Genomic DNA, 17,725 nt, shown 5'->3' with positions numbered 1-17,725 from the left:
CTACAGCTGGAGTACTAGTCGTTCTCCGTTCGCGCGGGCCGGCACGCCGGCGCGACACGATCATCGGCGTCCGTGAAGTCGTCCGCCGACTTCACGGACGTCCTGTCAGAACATCACAGGGAAACACCCAGCGCCGGGTTGCGTCTGCCCGGCGGTACGGCTGTGCACCGCGCCCCGCGGGGCCCGTCCTCCCTCCCGTCGCCGCAGGCGTTCCGGCTGCCGGGCTACTCGGAGAGGAAGTTGTAGAGGTGGGTGAGGAAGGTGGGCCACGCGGGGTCGTCCGCCGTGAACAGGTGGTTGCGGCTGTCGAGCAGGACCAGCCGGCTGTCGGGGATGAGCGTGGCCAGTTCCAGGGACTGTGAGACGGGAACCCGCGCGTCGTCACGGGCGTGGATGATCAGCGTGGGACAGGTCACGTCGTGAGCGATGCCCGAGATGTCGATGCGGGTGAACTCCTCCAGGAAGCGCAGACCGTTGGCGGGCGAGGTCGTCTGCCGCTGGTAGGCGGCGAACGCGTCCCACTCCGCGGGAGTGGCGTCGGCGAGGAACTGGGAGGCGAAGTAGCGCAGGAAGCTGCTGTCCTGCGAACGCCATCCGGCGCGGGCGATGTTGAGGTCGACCTCGGCGGCATCGCGCTCGGCGTCGCTGCCCGCACGGATCTGCTGCCCCCGGGCATAGGCGGAGGTGAGGATGAGATGGCTGACGCGCTCGGGGCGAAGAGCGGCGTAGGCGACCGCCACCGCGCCGCCCTGGGACACCCCGAGCAGAGGGAAGTGGTCGAGGCCGACGGCGTCGGCCACGGCGTCGAGGTCGGCCACCAGGTCGTCGAGGGTGAAGCTGCCCATGTCCCATGAGGAGAGGCCGCAGCCGCGCTCGTCGTAGCGGATGAGCTGTCGGCCGCGGGTGAGCCCGTCGAACCAGTGCGCCCACATCGGGTTGGTCCGGTCGAGGTCGAGGTGGGTCAGCCAGTTGGCGGTCTTCACCAGGGGCGGGCCCTCGCCGGTGCGGGCGTAGGCGATGCGGGTGCCGTCGGCGGACCGGCAGAAGCGGATGACCTCGTGGTCCGCCTCCGCCCCTGCCGGGATGCCGGGGGCCGTGGCCGAGGAGGCCGGAGGGGTGGCAGCCACCGTCGTCGGCGCGACGAAGCGATAGCCGTGCGGGTGCATGGTGCGAATCATCTGCTGTCGTGTGTCGCTGTCACCGATCGCTTGACGGGCCGTGCGAATCAGGGCGGCGAGTGTGGCCTCGCCGACCGCGCGTCCGTGTCCCATCATGTCGCGCAGCTCTTCCGCCGGCACGACGCGGCCCCGGTGCTCGACCAGATGACACAGGAGCTCCAGAGCCTCGGGCTCGACGTCGGCCCGCCGTCCGTCAAGGCTGAGGCGACGGCGGTCCGCGTCCAACGCGTACTGCCCGAACCGAAAAACCGCGCTGTCCACACGAAAACTTTACAACGTCCCTGCAATCTGCGGCAGTTGGGTACCCGCCCAGGGCACCCTTAGTTTGCGATTTATGGACAATGCCGTTGACTTTAGGGATCCGGTGGCGGTTTCACGGCTGGGATGATCTTGACTGCTTGGTGTGACGTCCTGGTCGGTTGTACAGGTTTGGGACGGCCGGGGTTCCAGGCTGGGAACTTGGACATCTTGCGTTTGACCTGGCGTAGGACGGTCCGCAGCCGTCGGGGTGGGTTGATTTCCTGCCACAGCTCGGTGCAGAAGTGGGTGATCTCGGCGGTCAGGTGCTCAGGGGGGAAAAGCGCCGGTCAGCGAAGTGACGCTGCGGCGGGCGGCGCGCAGGGCGGCGGCGAAGGACAGCCGGTCGGGATCGATCGGGGTGGCGTGGTGGAGGGCTGCGGTGTGCATCAGGGACCGCAGTGCGGTGTGAACGGCCAGGTGCGCGTAGATCTCTTGCTCTACCAGGTCGGGGCTCTTGCTGGTCAGCACGTTGCCGGAGTCGATCTGGGTGGTCTTCCATTCGGCCAGGGTGGTCTCCGCTTCCCACCGCTCCGCGTACAGCGCGGCCAGTTCTCGGCCTGGGGCCGCGGTTGGGTCCATGAGCGTGGTGGCGAGTCGGTAGTGCTCGTCCGGGGCGCGGCCGGCATCGTCCAGGACGTACTCGACCACCCGGACGCGCACGTCCTGGACCGGTTGCCTGCTGCGGCCCCGGCCGCCGTGCACGGTGGCGATCCACGAACCGTCCGCGAGGACCTGTTCGGGTGTCAGTTTCCACAGCTTGGGCACCCGCCACAGCAGGTCGGCGCCGGTTGCCGCGAGCTGCTTCCACAGATGCACCCCGGGCAGGCCCCGGTCTGCCAGTACCAGCATCCCCGGCCGCAGGCTGCGGGCGAGCTCGGCCGCCAGGCCCCGTTCACCGGACCGGTAATGCCCGACCTCGGCATCGGTGACCACATGCGTCCCGGACTCGATCAGCGCCACCACCCGGGCCAGTGGGTACCCCGACGGTCCCCCCGTCCGGGCCGCCGGCCGACCCAACGCCTCCTCGTTGGCCGCAGTGTCGGCCGCCTCGAGCGTGGTGCCGTCGATCGCCATCAACCGCAGTCCCCGCCAGAACGCCCCCGGCGTCGACTCGTCCGCCACTCCCGGCCCCACCTGTGCCAACAGCTCACGCAACGGGGTGAACCGCCCCGTGTCAGGTAGAGACTCGATTCCGTGAAAGGCGCGATGGTGCGGCTGCACGGACACGGCATAGTGCACGGCGACATCAAGCCCGAGAACATCCTGTTCGGCCACTATGCCGACGAAATCTTCGAGCGGCCCGCCAGTTGGCAGACCTGGCTCTGTGATCTGGAGACCATGGCGCCGACTGGTCAACCCACCAGCTCGCGCATGACACCGGCGTACGCGGCGCCCGAACAGGCGCACGGTGCCCTCGCGGTGTCAGCGATGGACGTCTGGGCCTGGGGAGCGAGCTTCCGGGACGGCCTAGCGGCCGCCGAGCCAGCAGACCGGGCCGACTGGGAATGGCTGCTTAACTTGGTGAGGCGGACGCTTGTGACCGCGCCAGCGGACAGGCCCAGTGCCCAGGAGATCATCGACACCTTCGCCCGCCACCTGGCCTTCGGAGACCAGGCCGACTTGGCCATCGGCGCTGGCGCGGAAGCCGTGACACGCTATCCGCTGGATTCGATGCCGATGCTGCCCAACTCCTTCCCCCGGCGTCCCGGCAGCCACCTCGTCTCCGCGAGTTTCGGCTGGGCGGCCTGGCTGCCGGAGTGCGGCCGCCTCTACGAACTGCAGACCGTGCCGGCGCTGCTGCGCATCGAAGAGCTCTCCAGCCGTGTCCTCGGAGACCCGGCAGATCCCTCCTCGGCCTGGGCCGTGCTGCGTAAGCGTCCCAAGGCGGCAGCCGTCCCCGCGGGTCCCGGTGCCGGCTTGACCATCCGACTGGTATCGGCACCGGGGAGCTCCACGGAGACGAGTTCGATGCCCCGAAGCGTCGCACTGACCTTCATGCGGCATCTGACCACGTCCCTGGTGGAACTGGTCGAAAAGACGGGTGGGCAGGCCGAGTTGGACCGGCTCGGTGCGGTGGCGCGGGCCTGGGACTCGCTCGGGGAGTTCGAGGTTGAGTCGGACACGGCGATCCTCGCCCAGGCATGGCTGAGCCTCGACGACCTCGAACGCGCGCTGCCCTACATTCGACGCTCCTACACCGCGGACCCGACTAACCCCTCGGCCAAGGCTGCGATGCGCCTCTACTATCTGCTGACCGGCGACAGCGCCACGGCCGCGAAGGTCGCCCTCCAGCCCAATCGCAGCCAGGATGACGGACTGGCCCTGCGCTGGCTGGTGCTCGCCATGCGGGACCTGCTGGAGGCGGGGGATCTCAAGGAGCTCGGAGCGCTGCTCGACCTGCTGCCCGACTCCAGGATCGACACCGTCGAACTCATCCGCTGCGTACGGGCGGGACGGCTCGGGAGGGTCAAGTCCGATCCCCAGTGGCCCGGGCTGCGGGAGCATTTCTCGACCGTCGCCGGCACAATCTCGGTCCAGACGCTCCGTTGTCTGGTCGAAGCCGCGTTCCAACGCGGCGAGCTCGACTATGCCCGCAGGCGGGCCGCCGTCGGCCGGACCCTGCCCGCCCTGAGGCTTCCGGTCAATCACCAGGACCGGGCCGCGATCGAAGCGGTGGCCCTGGGCCGGAATCCGGCGGAGCGTGGGCTGACGGCGCGACTGGAGAACCGTGCGGAGCTCTGGGCTGCTGACGGCCGCCCCGAGGACGACCCGCTCACCGGGATGTGCCTGGAGGCCGCGGAACGCTGGGTGCACGGAGCGGGACGCACCACCATCTCTGCGGGCACGGAGGAGCTGGTGCGGCGCAGTGGGCTGCTCCTGGCGGAACGTGCCGAGCTGGCGCGGCGCAGCGAGCGGCACTGCGCCGTCTGCCGCTCCGGGGAACAGGTCGCCGAGCTGTCGGTCTGCGGGGCCTGTCACCGGGTGTTCTGTTCGCGCTGCGTCGACTTCGCCAAGCTCCGCCGACGCTGCGCCTGTGGCGGTGATCTCGTGCATCCGTGCCCGCCATTCAGCCGCCTTACGCGGAGATGACGCAGAAGAAGGCGTCGTCGTCCCGGGCCACCGACATCCGGCCGTACGAAGAGTCGGTTGGCGGCACCAGGGTCTCGCCTCCCGAGTCGACGATCCGGGCGGCGGCCATGTCAGTGTTGGTCACCGCGAGGCAGGCTTCCCGATCGCGCAGAGCGTATTCGCCACCGCGATGTTCACAGCGACGTGGTCGGTCCCGTATCTGGCCCTGGGCGTGGTGAGGTGGCCAGCCGCGGCGATCGGAGTTGCGATCGCGGGGGTGGACTGGGCCTGAGGGCACCTCACTTCACCATGGACGCCCTCCAGCGACCAGCCCGAGCACCCTGAACCCCGTGCACACCAGCCCACCTGAACTGCAGCTTTCACGATGCACACTGCCCAGTGGGGCGGCGCCACCTGGCGCCGCCCCACCTTCACCGAACCGCTACAGCCGTTCGGCTAGACCCACGTCTTCCCCTTCGCGTTCGACTTCAACTTGTGCTTCTTGACCTTGTCCTTGCAGAGCCGGCACGCGGTCTGCTTCGCCTTGCCGTAGGTCCAGGCAGTGATCTTTCCTCCCACACTCCTGCCGACCGTGTTGTTGTACGAGTCGGCCTTTGAGTCGCGCTTCGCCGCGGCGGACTTGCCGGCGTTCTTCTCGTGCGCGTTGCCGAGGGACTTCGCGAGGTACGACCCGACCGACCAGGTGAGCATCGCCTGCCAGATGCAGTGGCGGTAGGCGTTCTGCTTCGCTCCGTTCGAGTACCTCTTCTTGGCCTCGCTCAGTGCCCAGTTGGTCACGTAGATCATGTCCGCGCACCACAGGAAGAACAGAGCGCAGATCGCGGCTTCCGGTACGAGCCCGCCGATGGCGTAGTTCCCGCTGATGTCGTAGCAGTTCACCGGGTCGCCGAAGCAGTAGTCATAGGAGCTGGCGTTGCCTCCGACGATACGGTCGGTGGAGAGGAATCTGCCCGTGGCCGAGTCGTACAGGCGCACCCCCATCAGTGTGGCGGTGCTCGGCGTCTCCGACGAGCGCCGCTCCGCGCCGATCCAGCCGTACCGGGCCGGGTCGGTGCCGGGAAGGCGGTTGCCGAACTCGTCGTAGCTGTTGACCACCGGAGTCGTGGCGTCCACCAGCGGAAGCTGCGTGGCCACGTCGCCGTGGATGTTGGTGAGCTGGAGGACCACGTCACCGGTGGCGCCGGTCGTGGCGATCAGGTCTCCTGTCAGGTCCGACAGGTTCCGGGTGATCCTGCTGTCACCCTCGTTGATCCACGTGGGGTTGTCCCCGTCGGCCCCATAGTGGTTGCGCTTGGTCGAGGCCGTCGACCAGGTCCCGTTGTCATCCTTGTTCTCGGTGGTGAATGAGGCGAGCCTGCCAGCCGCGTCGAGGTCCCAGGTGGTGCGCTCGGAGCCTGCCGTGATCTGGCGGACGAGATCGTTGGCGAAGTAGGAGTTCTGGGCTCCGCTGCTCTGGGCGGTGGTGCGGCCGAAGGCGTCGTAGACCGTACCGGTGGAGATCAGCCTGTCGGCGGTGTCGTACGTGGAGTTGACCGTCTTCGTGGTGGGCGCGCCGCCGTCCACGTCGTCGACCGTGGTCACCAGGGACGTACGGTTGGTGTTGGCGTCGAACCCGTAACTGCGGTGGGTGGTGACGCCGGCCTGGGTGTCGTCGGCCTTGGTCAGGCGGCCTGCCGCGTCGTAGGTGTAGCTCTGGTACGCTCCGCCGCCCGTGTAGGTGGTGCGGGACACGACCTGGCCGTGGATGTTCTCACTGACCGACTCGCCCTGGATGGTCCAACCGGACTCCCAGTGCCAGTAGCGCGAGGTCTCGTTCCCCGTGGGGTCGAGGTTGTATTCGACGTCGATGTTCCATGGCAGCCGCTGCTTGTAGAGGCGGCCGTCGGAGTCGTAGGAGGCGCTGACGTCGCCCGTGCTTCCGAGCGCCGAGTCGTGCATTCCGGTCGGCTGGCCGGTGAGGCTCTGGTAGCTGTAGGTGGTCTCCGAGGGGACTGAGTCGGTCCTCCGCGTCACCCGGTCGCGGCGGTCGTACTCGGTGCGCGTGACATTGCCCGCACCGTCGTCGTACGAGATCTCACGGCCCAGCCTGTCGGTGACGTGGCGCACCGTGGTGGCCCCGTCGGAGACGGTGACCGCCTGCCCGTTGGCCGGGTCGTAGGTGATGGTCTGCGTCGGTACGGCGTTGCCGGCTCCTCCCGTGATCGTGCTCTTCGTACCGCGCCCGACGGCGTCATAGGTGGTGACCGTGGTGCGCGTCACGCCGTTGGCGGTCTCGGTGACCTTTGTCACCTGGCCCAGGCGGTTGTACTCCAGGGTTTTGGTGGGCAATTCGTCGGGGTTCGAGCCGCCACCGGTGATCTTGCCTGCGGGGCCGCTGGAGCAGAGCAGGTCGGCCCATTCGGGGCGCCCGGAGCAGGCGCCGGTCCCGTCCGCGGTCCAGTAGCGGGAAGCCACCGTCCCCGCGTCCGCGCCGTTGGACTTGGGCTGCATGCTCTTCAGGATGCGGCCCTGCGCGTCGAACTCGGAGGAGCGGGTCAGCTTGATCCCGTTCGGGTCCGTGACCGTGGCGGTGGGCAGGCCCTTGACCCAGTCGTAACGGGTGTTGGTGGTACGAACATCGCCGTCGTTCGGGTAGCCCTCGATGAATGCGCCGGTTGATGCGGTGGTCGGCTGGTCCGAGACCCGGGCCGACCCGTCGGTGGGACGGCCTTCGTCGTACCGGGTGATGGTGTGCTGGCGCGCCGCCACTTGGGTTCCGGCCGCGATGGTGGGGCTGTCGGAGTCGCCCTGGAGCTGCTGGGTCAGGGTGACCAGGTGGAGCGGGCCGTACTGCTGCAGTTGCCGCTTGCCGTCGGCGGAGAACTCCGAGACCGTGGCCAGCTTGCGGGCACGCTCCGCCGGCGAGTCGGCGAGAATGCCGAGTTGGCTCTGCGTGGTGACCTGGTAGTCGGCGTTGCCGAGTGCGAGTTCCCGGTTGGTGGCGCCCAGCTCCAGGACGACGTTGCCGAAGGAGTCGTACTGGGTGGTGGCCAGGTGACGGCCGGGCAGGCCCGTGTTGACCTGTAGGCCCGAGGCGTTGGTGTAGGTGGTGGTCGCCTTGTCGTAGTCACCGGCGTTGAGGTCGTTCCCGTTGTGGGATGCGGGCACCTGGTCGGCCGGGAAGACGGCGGTGGCGTCCGTCGGTGCGTCCGTCTGGCCCCATGTCAGGGCCTCGGCCGGGGAAAGCTGATTGGGTGCCTTGGCACCAGTGAGGGGTACGTCGTAGACCAGCGAGGCGGCTGCCGTACCGCCGTCGGTCTCGTCCTTGCTGCCCGGCTTCAGTGTCGGCCGGGACGCGGAGAGTAGCATGCCCTCGCCCGCGACCGTGCTGGAGCCGGCCTTCCCGTACGAGAAGGTCCACGGCAGCTCGCCCGGCGGGGTCTGGGTGACCACGCGGCCCGCGCTGTCGTAGGTGTAGGTCGTCTTCAGCGCGGGGGAGACCCTCGGGTCCCACTGCTCACGCAGCCGCCCCGAGGCGTCGTAGGCGTAGTTCGCCACGACCGCGGCCGTGGCGTTCGCCGCGCCGGGATCGGTGGACCACAGGCGGATGCGGGCGACCTGCCCGGCGTAGTCGCCCGGCGTGCTCCCAGTGGCCGTGGTCGTGGTGGCGTACTGGTACTCCAGGATCCGGCAGCCCTTGGTGGAAGGGGTGCTCGCACACGTGGCGTTGGTGACCGCCGAGGTGGGAGCGATCACGTACTTCGGGCGGGCCAGGACGGCGCTGCCCACGACGACCTTCTCCGAGATCAGAGAGGTGGTGGAGTTGTCCGTCGGGAGGCTGCTCTGGGAGAGCTGCCAGATTGTGGCGGCCGCATCGATCTTGGTGAACTGGGAGACGGTCCCCTCGGTGTCCTTGAGGGTGAAGGAGCCGGTCAGGCTGCCCGTCAGCGTGAGGGCCTCGGCGCCCTCCTCGGGCTTCCAGCCACCTCCGCTCGTCGCCGTGAATCCGGTCTCCTCGCCGTCGATGTCCACCACCGCGACCGAGGTGTTCGACGTCTTGCGCAGGTACAGCGATTCGGTGGCGGAGAGCTCCGCGGCAGCGCCCGCGGTCCACTGGGGACCGAAGATGGCCACCTGGCCCTCCTGCTGTCCGCCCTCGGAGGGACGGCGCGAGGAGGCCGTGCGGCTGGCCGTCAGGCCGAACGCCGAGCTGTCCGTCTCGGTCAGCACGAAGTCGCCGGTGAGCATGTTGACGTCACCCGGACCGGCGGCCTGGGTGGGCGCGGCGCCCGCCTTCCGGTCGACGGTGATCGCGGTGGCGGGGGAGGCGTCGGTGCTGGAGCCGTCGGTGAAGACCGCGCGGACGTCGATCGGGCCGTCCTCGGTGAGGCTGCTGGTGATGTTCCACACCAGTGCCTCTGACAGGCCACCGCTCACTGCGGCCGGCCAGGAGGCGAGGGCGGTGTTGTCCGCCCGGCGACGCACATCGGCGAGCGGGACGTCCTTCCAGGCATCGGTCTCACCGCGCCGGTACTGGTAGCGCACCCCGGTGTCGGAGGTCTTGCCCTGACCGGTCAGCACGGTCCGCCGTGCCGGACGGTCGCCCTGGCCCGGCGAGAGCAGGGCGGCGCCCGAGCCGGCGAAGAAGGTGAAGGCTGTGGTGGCGGAGACGTTGCCGGCGGCGTCCCTGGAGCGTGCCGCCAGGGTGTGCTTGCCCGCGCGGAAGACCGGCGTGGCCGTCACCGGCGAGCCGGTGGTGGCGATCGACTGCCACGCCCCGCCGTCCAGCTGCCACTGGACCGACTTCACGTCCGTGGCCGGGGGAGTGAAGGTGAAGTCACCGGTGAAGTCGCCGTTGCCGTCCGGCGTGCCGGACCACTGACCGGCGGGGAAGCCAGCCGAGGCGACCGTCGTCGCGGCAGGCGCCGTGGTGTCCACGACCAGTGTGCGGAACGCTGACCAGGCGCTGGTGGCGGAGCCGTCGGTGGCCCGCGCCCGCCACTTGTAGGAGCCGGCCGGCAGCGCGGCGGTCCAGTCCGCCTGGGCGCCCGAGGCGACCGCCGCGCTGTTGCCGGTGCGCAGGGCGGATGTGCCGGTGGAGGTCCACACCTCGTAGTTGAGGGTGACCTGCGAACCGTCGCCGTCCAGGGCCTTCGCCGACAGCGTCGGCGTGGTGTCGTTGGTGGCGGCTCCGGCAGCTGGGGCTATGAGGGTCGGCAGGTCGGGAACCGAGTTGTAGGTGACCGAGAGATAAGGAGTGTTGGAGGCGGCGTTGCCGGAGTTGAAGCGCTTCCAGCCGGCCGGCTCGTTCTCGTTCGTGGCCCGCAGCCCCAGGTGGTTGCTTCCGTTGCCGTTCCCCGCCCACGCCGTGGCCAGAGAGGTCACGTCCGCGTTGACCCAGCCGTCGTTGCAGGCGCTGGAGAAGCCCTTGGTCTGGGTGCTGGTGGCGTACTTCGTCGTCCAGGCCGGCTGTGCGGTCCAGCGTGATCCGGTGCCGGCGGCCCCGGTCGACCACACCTCCCAACTGGCGGGGGTGCAGGACCAGGAGTGGTACGCGAACAGGTTGAGCTTCGCCGCGGTGATCAGCTTGCCCGTGATGTTCTTCATCGGGAACGAGAGGAACGACCGGGCCACCTGCGAGGAGCCGTTGTTGCCGAGCTTGAGGTCCGTCGAGGTCGACTGGTCGGTCGTGTAGCCCTGTTGGACGAAGGTGTCGAAGCTGGCCCCGACGCTGATCGCGGGGTCGATCGTCACGGGGAACTGTGTCGCGGGGTCGGCCAGGAACTTCGCGTCCGGCGTCAGGGTCAAAGTGACGGTGTCACCGTCCTGGACCACCTTCACCGCCACCGGGACGGTGCGCTCGTGCTCACCGGACGACGTGTCCACCCTCGCGTCCCACATCACCGGCGCGGGCATGGCGCCCACGGGCCTGCCCTTGGAGTCCTTGAAGGAGACCGAACCGTCCGGCTTCGCCTCGGCGGTCAGGCCCTTGGCCGTGAGGCTGTAGGCAATGGCACCGCTCGCGTCGACGGCGGAACGATCCTTCAGTTCCAGGAACTGTTCGTAGCCGCTGCGCGTCGACTCGATCAGGAGGTCCGTCGCAGGGAGGGCGTTCCGGTACCGGGCGACGGTGTTCTCCTCGCCCTCGATCTGCGGCGCGGGCAGTGCCCCGTACCAGCCCAGCTGAATCCGCTGACCGGTCCGGCCCTCCAGCGTCACCAGGGGAACGCCAGCCGAAGCGGTCTTCCTGCCGGTACTCCTCAGCCCCTTGGGAGCCGCGCTCCGGCCAGCCAGGCGCAGTCCGTGGGGATGCCTGCGGGCCCCGACCGAACCGTCCGAGAGCTTGTGCAGGGAGATGTCGACGTCCTGCCATGCGCCCCGGTCGTCCTTGAACCGGATCGGTCCGGTGTGCGCCTCCTCGGTCACCGAACCGTTGGGGTTCACGTGGACCGTCGAGGTCTCGGTACGCGCGTCCAGTGCCTCGATCCGACGGTTCTGGATCTTCGCCTTCAGCCGGGCGGCAGCCACCGACCCCGCGGTCGCCGGCCCGAGGTCCTTCGCGTCGGCGGCCTTGTCGGCAGGAACGGCCGTGCGCTCGACGCCCATCGCCAGATTGGCGGTTCCGACCATGACGGTGGCTTCAAACGCCATCGTCAGCACGACGGCCGCGGCCACCGGGCGCAGGCGCCTCAACTGAACGGGCGGCAGGAAGGGCTGAACGGACGGTGCGTTCGGTCGTTTTCCTGGCCACGGGAACTTGCCTGTCACTCTCACTCCTCGCACATGGTGCGGGTGTACCCCGCATGCACATGGGATCCTCACATGTCGCACACAGGTGTCAATGAGTCAGTAAGCGGAGTAAGTGCTTCCCCGGCGGGTGCCCAGGGCTCACGAGGGGGCATCCGGGGCGTCCGGCCGGAAAGGAGGGGTCGTTCGTGGCGAAATAATCATTCGAGGAGCGTGGCGAGCGGCTCACTCTTTGCTCATTCTTGACCCTCCCCGTGCCCCTTCTTCACACGGAAAAGCCGCGCCCCTGGCTCGATGAGCCATCAGATACCGGAGCGCCAGGTGTAGTTGAGTCACCTGGCGCCGGAGGTCTCTTCCGGGGCGAGGCTGGTGAGGGCCGGGTGGTGAGCAGTACAGGGTTGTCGTGGACCTGTTTCAGTCCGAGCAGTCCGCGGGTGAGCCGTCGGCGGCCGCGGTGATTTCCACGCGGTATCCGGATCCGGAGCCGAACTCGGGGCCGGGATTCCGCTCCTCCGCCTCCAGGATCTCCTTGGTCAGGAAGTAGACGTCCAAAGCGGTCGCCCGGTCTCCTTCGGCCCTGGTGAAGCAGAGGCCGGCGAACTGTCCGTCGTTCGATGACTCCTGGTCGGGGCGGTCCGGCTTCCAGCCCTCTTGCTCCGCCACGGTCCGGTAGTGCGCGGCCACTTCGGCCTTGTCTCCCCGGAGGACGTAGGTCCGCGAGGCGTACAGCTGCGCGTCGCCGCTGTCCTGCCAGCAGCCGGACTCCAGCTTCTCGAAGCCCTTGGGTACGACGGCTCCTTCAGGCCGTGAGCCCAGGACGCCGTACGACTCCAGCTTCTCGACCCGGCTCTCGGTGCCATCGCACCCCGAGGCGGACGCGGCGTCGGCGATCGACTGGCATCCGGTGAGAGCTCCGGCTGCCACCGCCACCGTCAGGAGCAGGCCGGCACAACGGCCGGTTCCCGTGTGAAGTGACAAGTCGACTCCCCTAGTTGATAGGACCGGGCGGCCGGATTTCCGCAGGCCCCGGGGGGCGCGCACGGCCGGTCACTTTAGCACGCTGCTCCTCGGCTCTCCCGGCGAGAAGAAGAGGTCCGGTTCCCATCTGACCTTCAGTGAGCAGTGTGTATCGTGAAAGCTGCAGTTCAGGTGGGCTGGTGTGCACGGGGTTCGGGGTGCTCGGGCTGGTCGCTGGAGGGTGTCCATGGTGAAGATCGTCTGACCGGTCGGTCGGGAGGGTTCTCTGGTTCTGCTGCGCCTGTGCGAGCGGGCCGCCTACGACCCGTCACCGCGTCGATACGCCACTCGCTGCCGCGTGACGGACTCGTCGAACGGCTGCGGGAGTTCGGTGCCACGCCCGTGCTCGACAACGAAGGGATTCTCGACTTCTTCTCTGCCGATCATTCGCGCGGACTTCGCCCTGAGCGAGCTCTCTCCCGAGTACGGATACGACCGGCCACTCCCCGTTCCCGTCCTGGCACTGGGCGGAGCGGACGATCCGCTGGTCACCGAGGACCAGGTGCGGGCCTGCTCCCTGCACACCGCCTCCCGCTTTCAGGCACAGATGTTCCCCGGGTCCCACTTCTTCCAAGCCGAGAACGAACAGCTGGTGATGGACCTGCTCCGGTCCGAACTGCGCTGGCTCGGAACGGGTCATGTCCCCTGTGGTGGTGTAGTCGATCAAGCTGGCGGAATCCCCAGGCCGCGACGCGAATCGCCCTCGCCGGAGGCCCCGTTGAGGCTCATCGAGCCGGGACCAGCGGTGATCGCACGACGGCCTGCAGCGGCAGGTACCGGACGGCTCCGAAGCGGAGGCCACGGACCGTGATCGGCTACACCACGACGGGGACATAACCGAGATCTCCGCGGATCCGGCTTCCCCAGCACCCCGGTGCGCGCTCTGCCTTCGGGCAGCAGCGGCGCCGGGGTGCTGTGTTTTTTCTTCTTCGTGGCTCACTTTGCTCGCCCCGTGAAGGCGGTGAGTGCAAGGGATCAGCGGAGCTGATCCGGGTCTGGCATTGAAGAACATCCTCGTCATGCCAGGAGTCGAGCCATGAACTGCCCGAACTGTGCCAGCGACATGGAGTCGAGCGCCTGTGGCGTCCGCTCTGACCAGAAGGTCAAGAAGGTCACGCACACGTGCTCCGAGTGCGGCTACAGCGAGACACGCTGAGCCGCTGTTCCCTGCCCTTCGACTGCGGTCTCGCAGGATCCCTCGCTCTTCGTTGAGGTGTCCAAGGGTGCATCCCCCGGACGTTGCCCGCCCTTCAGGACTACGCGCTCAACCTGGGCGCGCGGGCCGACCGACTGGCGGAGCTGGAGTCCCTGCCGACGGCCAGCACTGTCCTCACCGAACTGGATGCGGTACGACGGCCGCCGGGAAACCTGGGCTGGGACGAGCGGCGCACCGCCGAGATCGCGGTCGCAGCCTCCACCCGAGCCGCCCTCACACCCCGACTGGAGATCTACCCGCGCGACTTGGACTTGGTGCGTGCGCTGAGGATCACTCAGGCCGGTGTGGTCGCCGTGCAGCCGGGCGTTGAGGAGGAGCGGCAGCCGGGCCTGACGGTTGACGCCCTGCACAAGCGGGTCGCCACCCGCTTCCCTGACCTGGGCACCGATCCGCTGGTGCCGCGCGAGCTGCCCACGGGCAGTGCACTGGTCCGCGACCTGAAGCAGGCCGGCTTCGAGCTGAAGCTGGCCACGCGCTACGACAAGGTGCTCCGCCTCATCCCGGACCGTCCGTTCGGGGACGCCCGCCGGTCTGACCTCGGCGAGCTGGGGAGCCTCGGCGGCCCGCCGATCCGCCCCCACCCAGTACGACGCGGACTAGAGTTCGCCGGTGACGCCGGCCTCCTCGATCGGTTTCCCCTCGGCGTCGACGAGCATCCCCTCGGAGCCGGGATGAGGGGCGCCGATGGACAGCCGTACGGTCTCGGCGGGAAGCGGGTCGGGTACCTCGGTCAGCGAGCACGACATGCACTCGGTGTGCCCGAAACTGTCCAGCACCCGGATGCCGGGCCGCAGTTTCCGCAGCCGGCGCAGTTCCGGCAGCGGGAACTCCTCGCCGGAGAAGAGGATCCCGCGCAGGGCGGTGAGGCTCGCGAACCTGTCCGGCTCGTGCCGCAGCACCTGCCGCCAGATCGACGGAACGCCGTTGACCTGAGTGACAGCGGTCTCCTCCAGGAAGCGCAGGAGGCGGCGCGGCCAGCGCAGCAGCGCGCGCGGGACCGGTACGCAGCACGCGAGGCTGCCCAGGGCCATACCGATGTCGAACAGAGACAGGTCGAACTGCAGGGGAGCGGTGGTGGCGACGCGCTCGTCCGGGGCGATGTCGCTGTCCGCGATGAGCATGCGGAAGTACGAGACGATGCCACGCTGCGTCATGACGACGCCCTTGGGCCGCCCCGTCGTACCGGAAGTGAAGATGATGTAGGCGGGGTCCGTCTCGACGACCGCGCGCCGGTGCCGGACGCGTTCGCGCGGCCGGGTCCACAGCTCCACCCAGGCGGGCCCGAACCGGCCGGTGCCCATGCCCGCCGGCGCCTGGATCCGGCAGGTTTCCGCGGTGGTCAGAAAAAGCGCGGGCTCGGCGAGTTCCATGATCGTCGCCACGCGCCGGGCCGGTGTCTCGGGGCTGACGGGGACGAACGTCAGGCCGAGCCGGGAGCAGGCCAACAGCAGGGCGATGGCGTGCGCGGAGGTGTCGGCCTCCAGCACGACACGGTCGCCCACGTTGAGGCCGAGCGGGTCGAGCAGGTCTGCGTAGGCGTGGACGCGCCGCTCCAGTTCGCGATAGCTGACAGCCTGCGGCACACCGCCCTCGTCCACCTCGTATACGGCGGTCCGGTCGGGCACCAGGGAGGCGCCCGTCAGCAGGAACTCGTGCAACAGGCGGGCCTCGGGGGAACCCTCGACCGCGCGAGTGAGCGTGGGGGAGGGGCCGGACGTCCTCACGGACGGTCATCATGCCGGTCATCGGTCCTTTCGCGGAGCGGGGTGGAGCGGAGTACGGACGGGGAATGCGGGATGCACCGGGGCACGGACGGGACGCGGGGCGCCGCTCAGATCCAGAAGGGAGCCGGCGGAACCTCGTCGGCGCCGGAGGCGATGAGTCCCGTGCCGGGGGAGCGGCCGCTGAGCCAGGCGAGGAGGTCGGCCTGCCGTCCGCTGACGGTGGGGCCACCGGTCCCCAGGGCGTGGACGAGATCGGTGTCGGTCGCCTCCAGACGCAGCGAAGGGGTCTTCGGCCGCCGGGCGAGTGCTTCGACGATGTCGTCGATGATCCACCGGGCGGCGTCGGCCGGTATGTCCGAGAAGCCGTAGCCGGCGTTCAGATCGGCGTGGTGGATCTCCAGTTCGCGCAGCCGGGTGGGGACCAGAGTGGAGGGCGTGCGCAGTTCGCCGGTGCGCATCCGCACTTCGGTGTGCCAGGCCGTGGGGGGCAGGGCGCGCACCGCCTCTTCGAAGCGGGCGGCGGTGTCCCGGACGTCGGCGACCAGGTCCGCGACCGGCCGCCGGGCTCCGGCCTCGATCTCGGCGGCCCGGGTGTCCATGCTCGCGTACTGCGGTGTCTCCACACCGGTGCGTGCCCAGGTGAGCAGTCGGCAGAGACTCTCCGCGGCGCGGGCGACATGGGTGATGACATGGCCGCGGGTCCATGGGGACACCAGCGTGTCCCCGGCGACCTGGGCGTCGGTGAGGGAAGTGACGGTGGCGACGAACCGGTCCGTGGACGCGTTGATCGGGTCCAGAGCCCCGAGGTCCTGCATGACGCCCCCTTGGGAATGTCCGTATTAGGGAAATGGATTTCCGTAGTACGGAAATTTTGTCGACTGTAAGTGCGATGCTTCCGTGGCGTCAACCGGCTTATGGAGTGGGCTGGTTGAAGAATGTGATCTGGATCACTGGGCATTGTCCTGGTCGGTGAGGCATGGCTAGTGTGATGTTGCAATGCGGATGAAATATTCCGCATGCCGGAAGTGGGTGCTGTGTCGAGCGCAGACCACTTCCCGGCAGCGGTGCTGAGCGGGGCCGAGCGGCAGGCCCGTGTGCAGGAGCGCACGGGCCGACAAGGCCGCTCCCATGGCCCGTCGTACCGACATCGACCGGTCGCTCGCGACCGACCCGATGGGGGATGTGTGCAGCACGACGGCGAAGAACACCGGTGCCCGGACGCGAAGCGCCGGCTCCCGGCCCTGTCTGCGGTCCGGGCGGACCTCCTGGACTGTGTGCAGTCCAACCTGGCCGTGCTGGCCGACCACTTTCACGGTCAGGGCACGCACCTGCACCTCGGCTCCAAGCTGAGCAGCCGGTGGTATCCGGGCGCGGACGGGCTGCCCACCGTCGACCTCCCCGCTCGCGGAACAACTCGCCGAAGCGGAAAGGTGCCTGAACCTGCGTATCACCGGTCAGACGCGGGTCACCGGGGCCGATGTGCACGGTGCCGTCCAGCCGGGGGCACCGTGCTATGCCGTCGCGGACGCCTACGAGATGCCCTGGCTGCCCTACCACCGGCAGCGGCACATGGACCACAGCTTCCTGCTCCTCGCGCCCGAAGGGGCCGACGACGCGTGGACGGTGGTGGATGCCTACGACAACGACACCCCCTGGGGCGCCGTCAAACCCGGCGCCTGGACACTGACCGCGGACCAACTGGCCGGCCTCGGTGAGGTGGAGCTGTTCCGCATCGCGCCCGGGTCCCGGGCCGGTGAGCGCCCCCGGCTCCGTGTGGAACACGCCCGCATGGACGACTACCTCGCCGCGTTCGACCAGGGCGCCGACCGGGAAGGAGTGCTGCACCGGCTGACCGGCGACGCCTGGCTGCTCGCCCGCTCGCGCACCCTGCACGCGCTGTTCGTGGCGGACGCGGAACTCGACGAGGAGACGGTCCGTCACCTGGAGCGGTGGAATCAACTGGTCACCCACACCTACGTGGCCTACCGCAGGGTCGCGCGCGGGCGCCCGGAGCCGCCCGGCCTGGTGGACCGGCTGGCCGAACTCCTCGAAGCCGACCAGAACGTCTTCCCGGCCACCGGTGCTCCTACGGCGCCGCACGCCGCCGCGGGCCTCACCCGTGATGCCGTCACCGACAGCGTGGCCGCGCAGGTCGCCGAAGTGGTGGCCGCCGTACTCGGAGGTGACCCGGGGTCGCTGGACGCCGGCACCGACCTGCGCACCATCGAGGGGTTCAGCTCCTTCCGCATGGTCGACATCATCGAGAGCCTCGAAGCCAGGCTCGGTGTCGAATTCGACTCCGACGACCTGGTTCCGGAGAACCTGCGGAGTGACGAAGGGCTGTGCCGCGTCGTCCGGGGCGCCGCCCCGGAGCCGGCCGAGCCGTGACGGCGACGCCGGGCGGCCGACGACGCCTCACCGGCGCCGCCCGGCCGGTCTCCGGAACCTGCCCGGGACACCCGGCCGAGGCCCCC

The 17,725-nt window shown here is 69.1% G+C and carries 10 protein-coding genes; 2 read left to right on the top strand and 8 right to left on the bottom strand.

What is annotated here, in order from left to right; translation table 11 throughout:
- Positions 1–224: 224 nt before the first annotated feature.
- The gene (locus V1460_RS21460) at positions 225–1,439 is read right to left on the bottom strand and encodes an alpha/beta fold hydrolase (RefSeq protein ID WP_338675266.1); all 1,215 of its coding nucleotides are present in this window, start codon (positions 1,437–1,439) and stop codon (positions 225–227) included.
- Between the two features lie 306 nt (positions 1,440–1,745).
- Positions 1,746–2,633 (bottom strand): IS4 family transposase, encoded by an 888-nt coding sequence (locus V1460_RS21455; RefSeq protein ID WP_338675265.1) that lies wholly within the window; start codon positions 2,631–2,633, stop codon positions 1,746–1,748.
- 39 nt (positions 2,634–2,672) lie between these two features.
- Between V1460_RS21455 and V1460_RS21450 the strand changes: the two genes are divergently transcribed.
- Positions 2,673–4,568 carry a protein kinase domain-containing protein gene (locus V1460_RS21450; protein WP_338675264.1) on the top strand — a complete coding sequence of 632 codons (1,896 nt, stop codon included), beginning with the start codon at positions 2,673–2,675 and terminating at the stop codon, positions 4,566–4,568.
- On the opposite strand, the gene V1460_RS21445 is transcribed toward V1460_RS21450, so the two are convergent.
- The 6 genes from V1460_RS21445 to V1460_RS21420 form a co-directional block, all read right to left on the bottom strand.
- Positions 4,555–4,692 (bottom strand): hypothetical protein, encoded by a 138-nt coding sequence (locus V1460_RS21445; protein ID WP_338675263.1) that lies wholly within the window; start codon positions 4,690–4,692, stop codon positions 4,555–4,557. The genes V1460_RS21450 and V1460_RS21445 overlap by 14 nt on opposite strands.
- 311 nt (positions 4,693–5,003) lie before the next feature.
- Positions 5,004–11,315, bottom strand: coding sequence for a DNRLRE domain-containing protein (locus tag V1460_RS21440; protein ID WP_338675262.1), 6,312 nt, complete (start codon positions 11,313–11,315; stop codon positions 5,004–5,006).
- Between the two features lie 393 nt (positions 11,316–11,708).
- A complete protein-coding gene (locus tag V1460_RS21435) occupies positions 11,709–12,272 on the bottom strand; it encodes a hypothetical protein (RefSeq protein ID WP_338675261.1) in 564 nt (187 codons plus the stop codon).
- 1,176 nt (positions 12,273–13,448) lie between these two features.
- Complete coding sequence (locus tag V1460_RS21430; RefSeq protein WP_338675260.1) at positions 13,449–14,108, bottom strand: hypothetical protein; 660 nt, start codon at positions 14,106–14,108, stop codon at positions 13,449–13,451.
- 15 nt (positions 14,109–14,123) lie between these two features.
- Positions 14,124–15,251 (bottom strand): AMP-binding protein, encoded by a 1,128-nt coding sequence (locus V1460_RS21425; RefSeq protein WP_338675259.1) that lies wholly within the window; start codon positions 15,249–15,251, stop codon positions 14,124–14,126.
- Between the two features lie 107 nt (positions 15,252–15,358).
- On the bottom strand, positions 15,359–16,066 hold the full coding sequence (locus tag V1460_RS21420) for a maleylpyruvate isomerase family mycothiol-dependent enzyme (protein WP_338675258.1): 708 nt from the start codon (positions 16,064–16,066) through the stop codon (positions 15,359–15,361).
- A gap of 664 nt (positions 16,067–16,730) precedes the next feature.
- On the opposite strand from V1460_RS21420, the gene V1460_RS21415 reads away from it, so the two are divergent.
- Positions 16,731–17,639, top strand: coding sequence for a phosphopantetheine-binding protein (locus V1460_RS21415; protein ID WP_338675257.1), 909 nt, complete (start codon positions 16,731–16,733; stop codon positions 17,637–17,639).
- Positions 17,640–17,725: the final 86 nt, after the last annotated feature.

This window comes from Streptomyces sp. SCSIO 30461 (genome assembly GCF_037023745.1).
Taxonomy (GTDB): Bacteria; Actinomycetota; Actinomycetes; order Streptomycetales; family Streptomycetaceae; genus Streptomyces.
The sequence above is the reverse complement of the archived record's forward strand: the minus strand, read 5'-3'. Positions and strand labels throughout refer to the sequence as shown.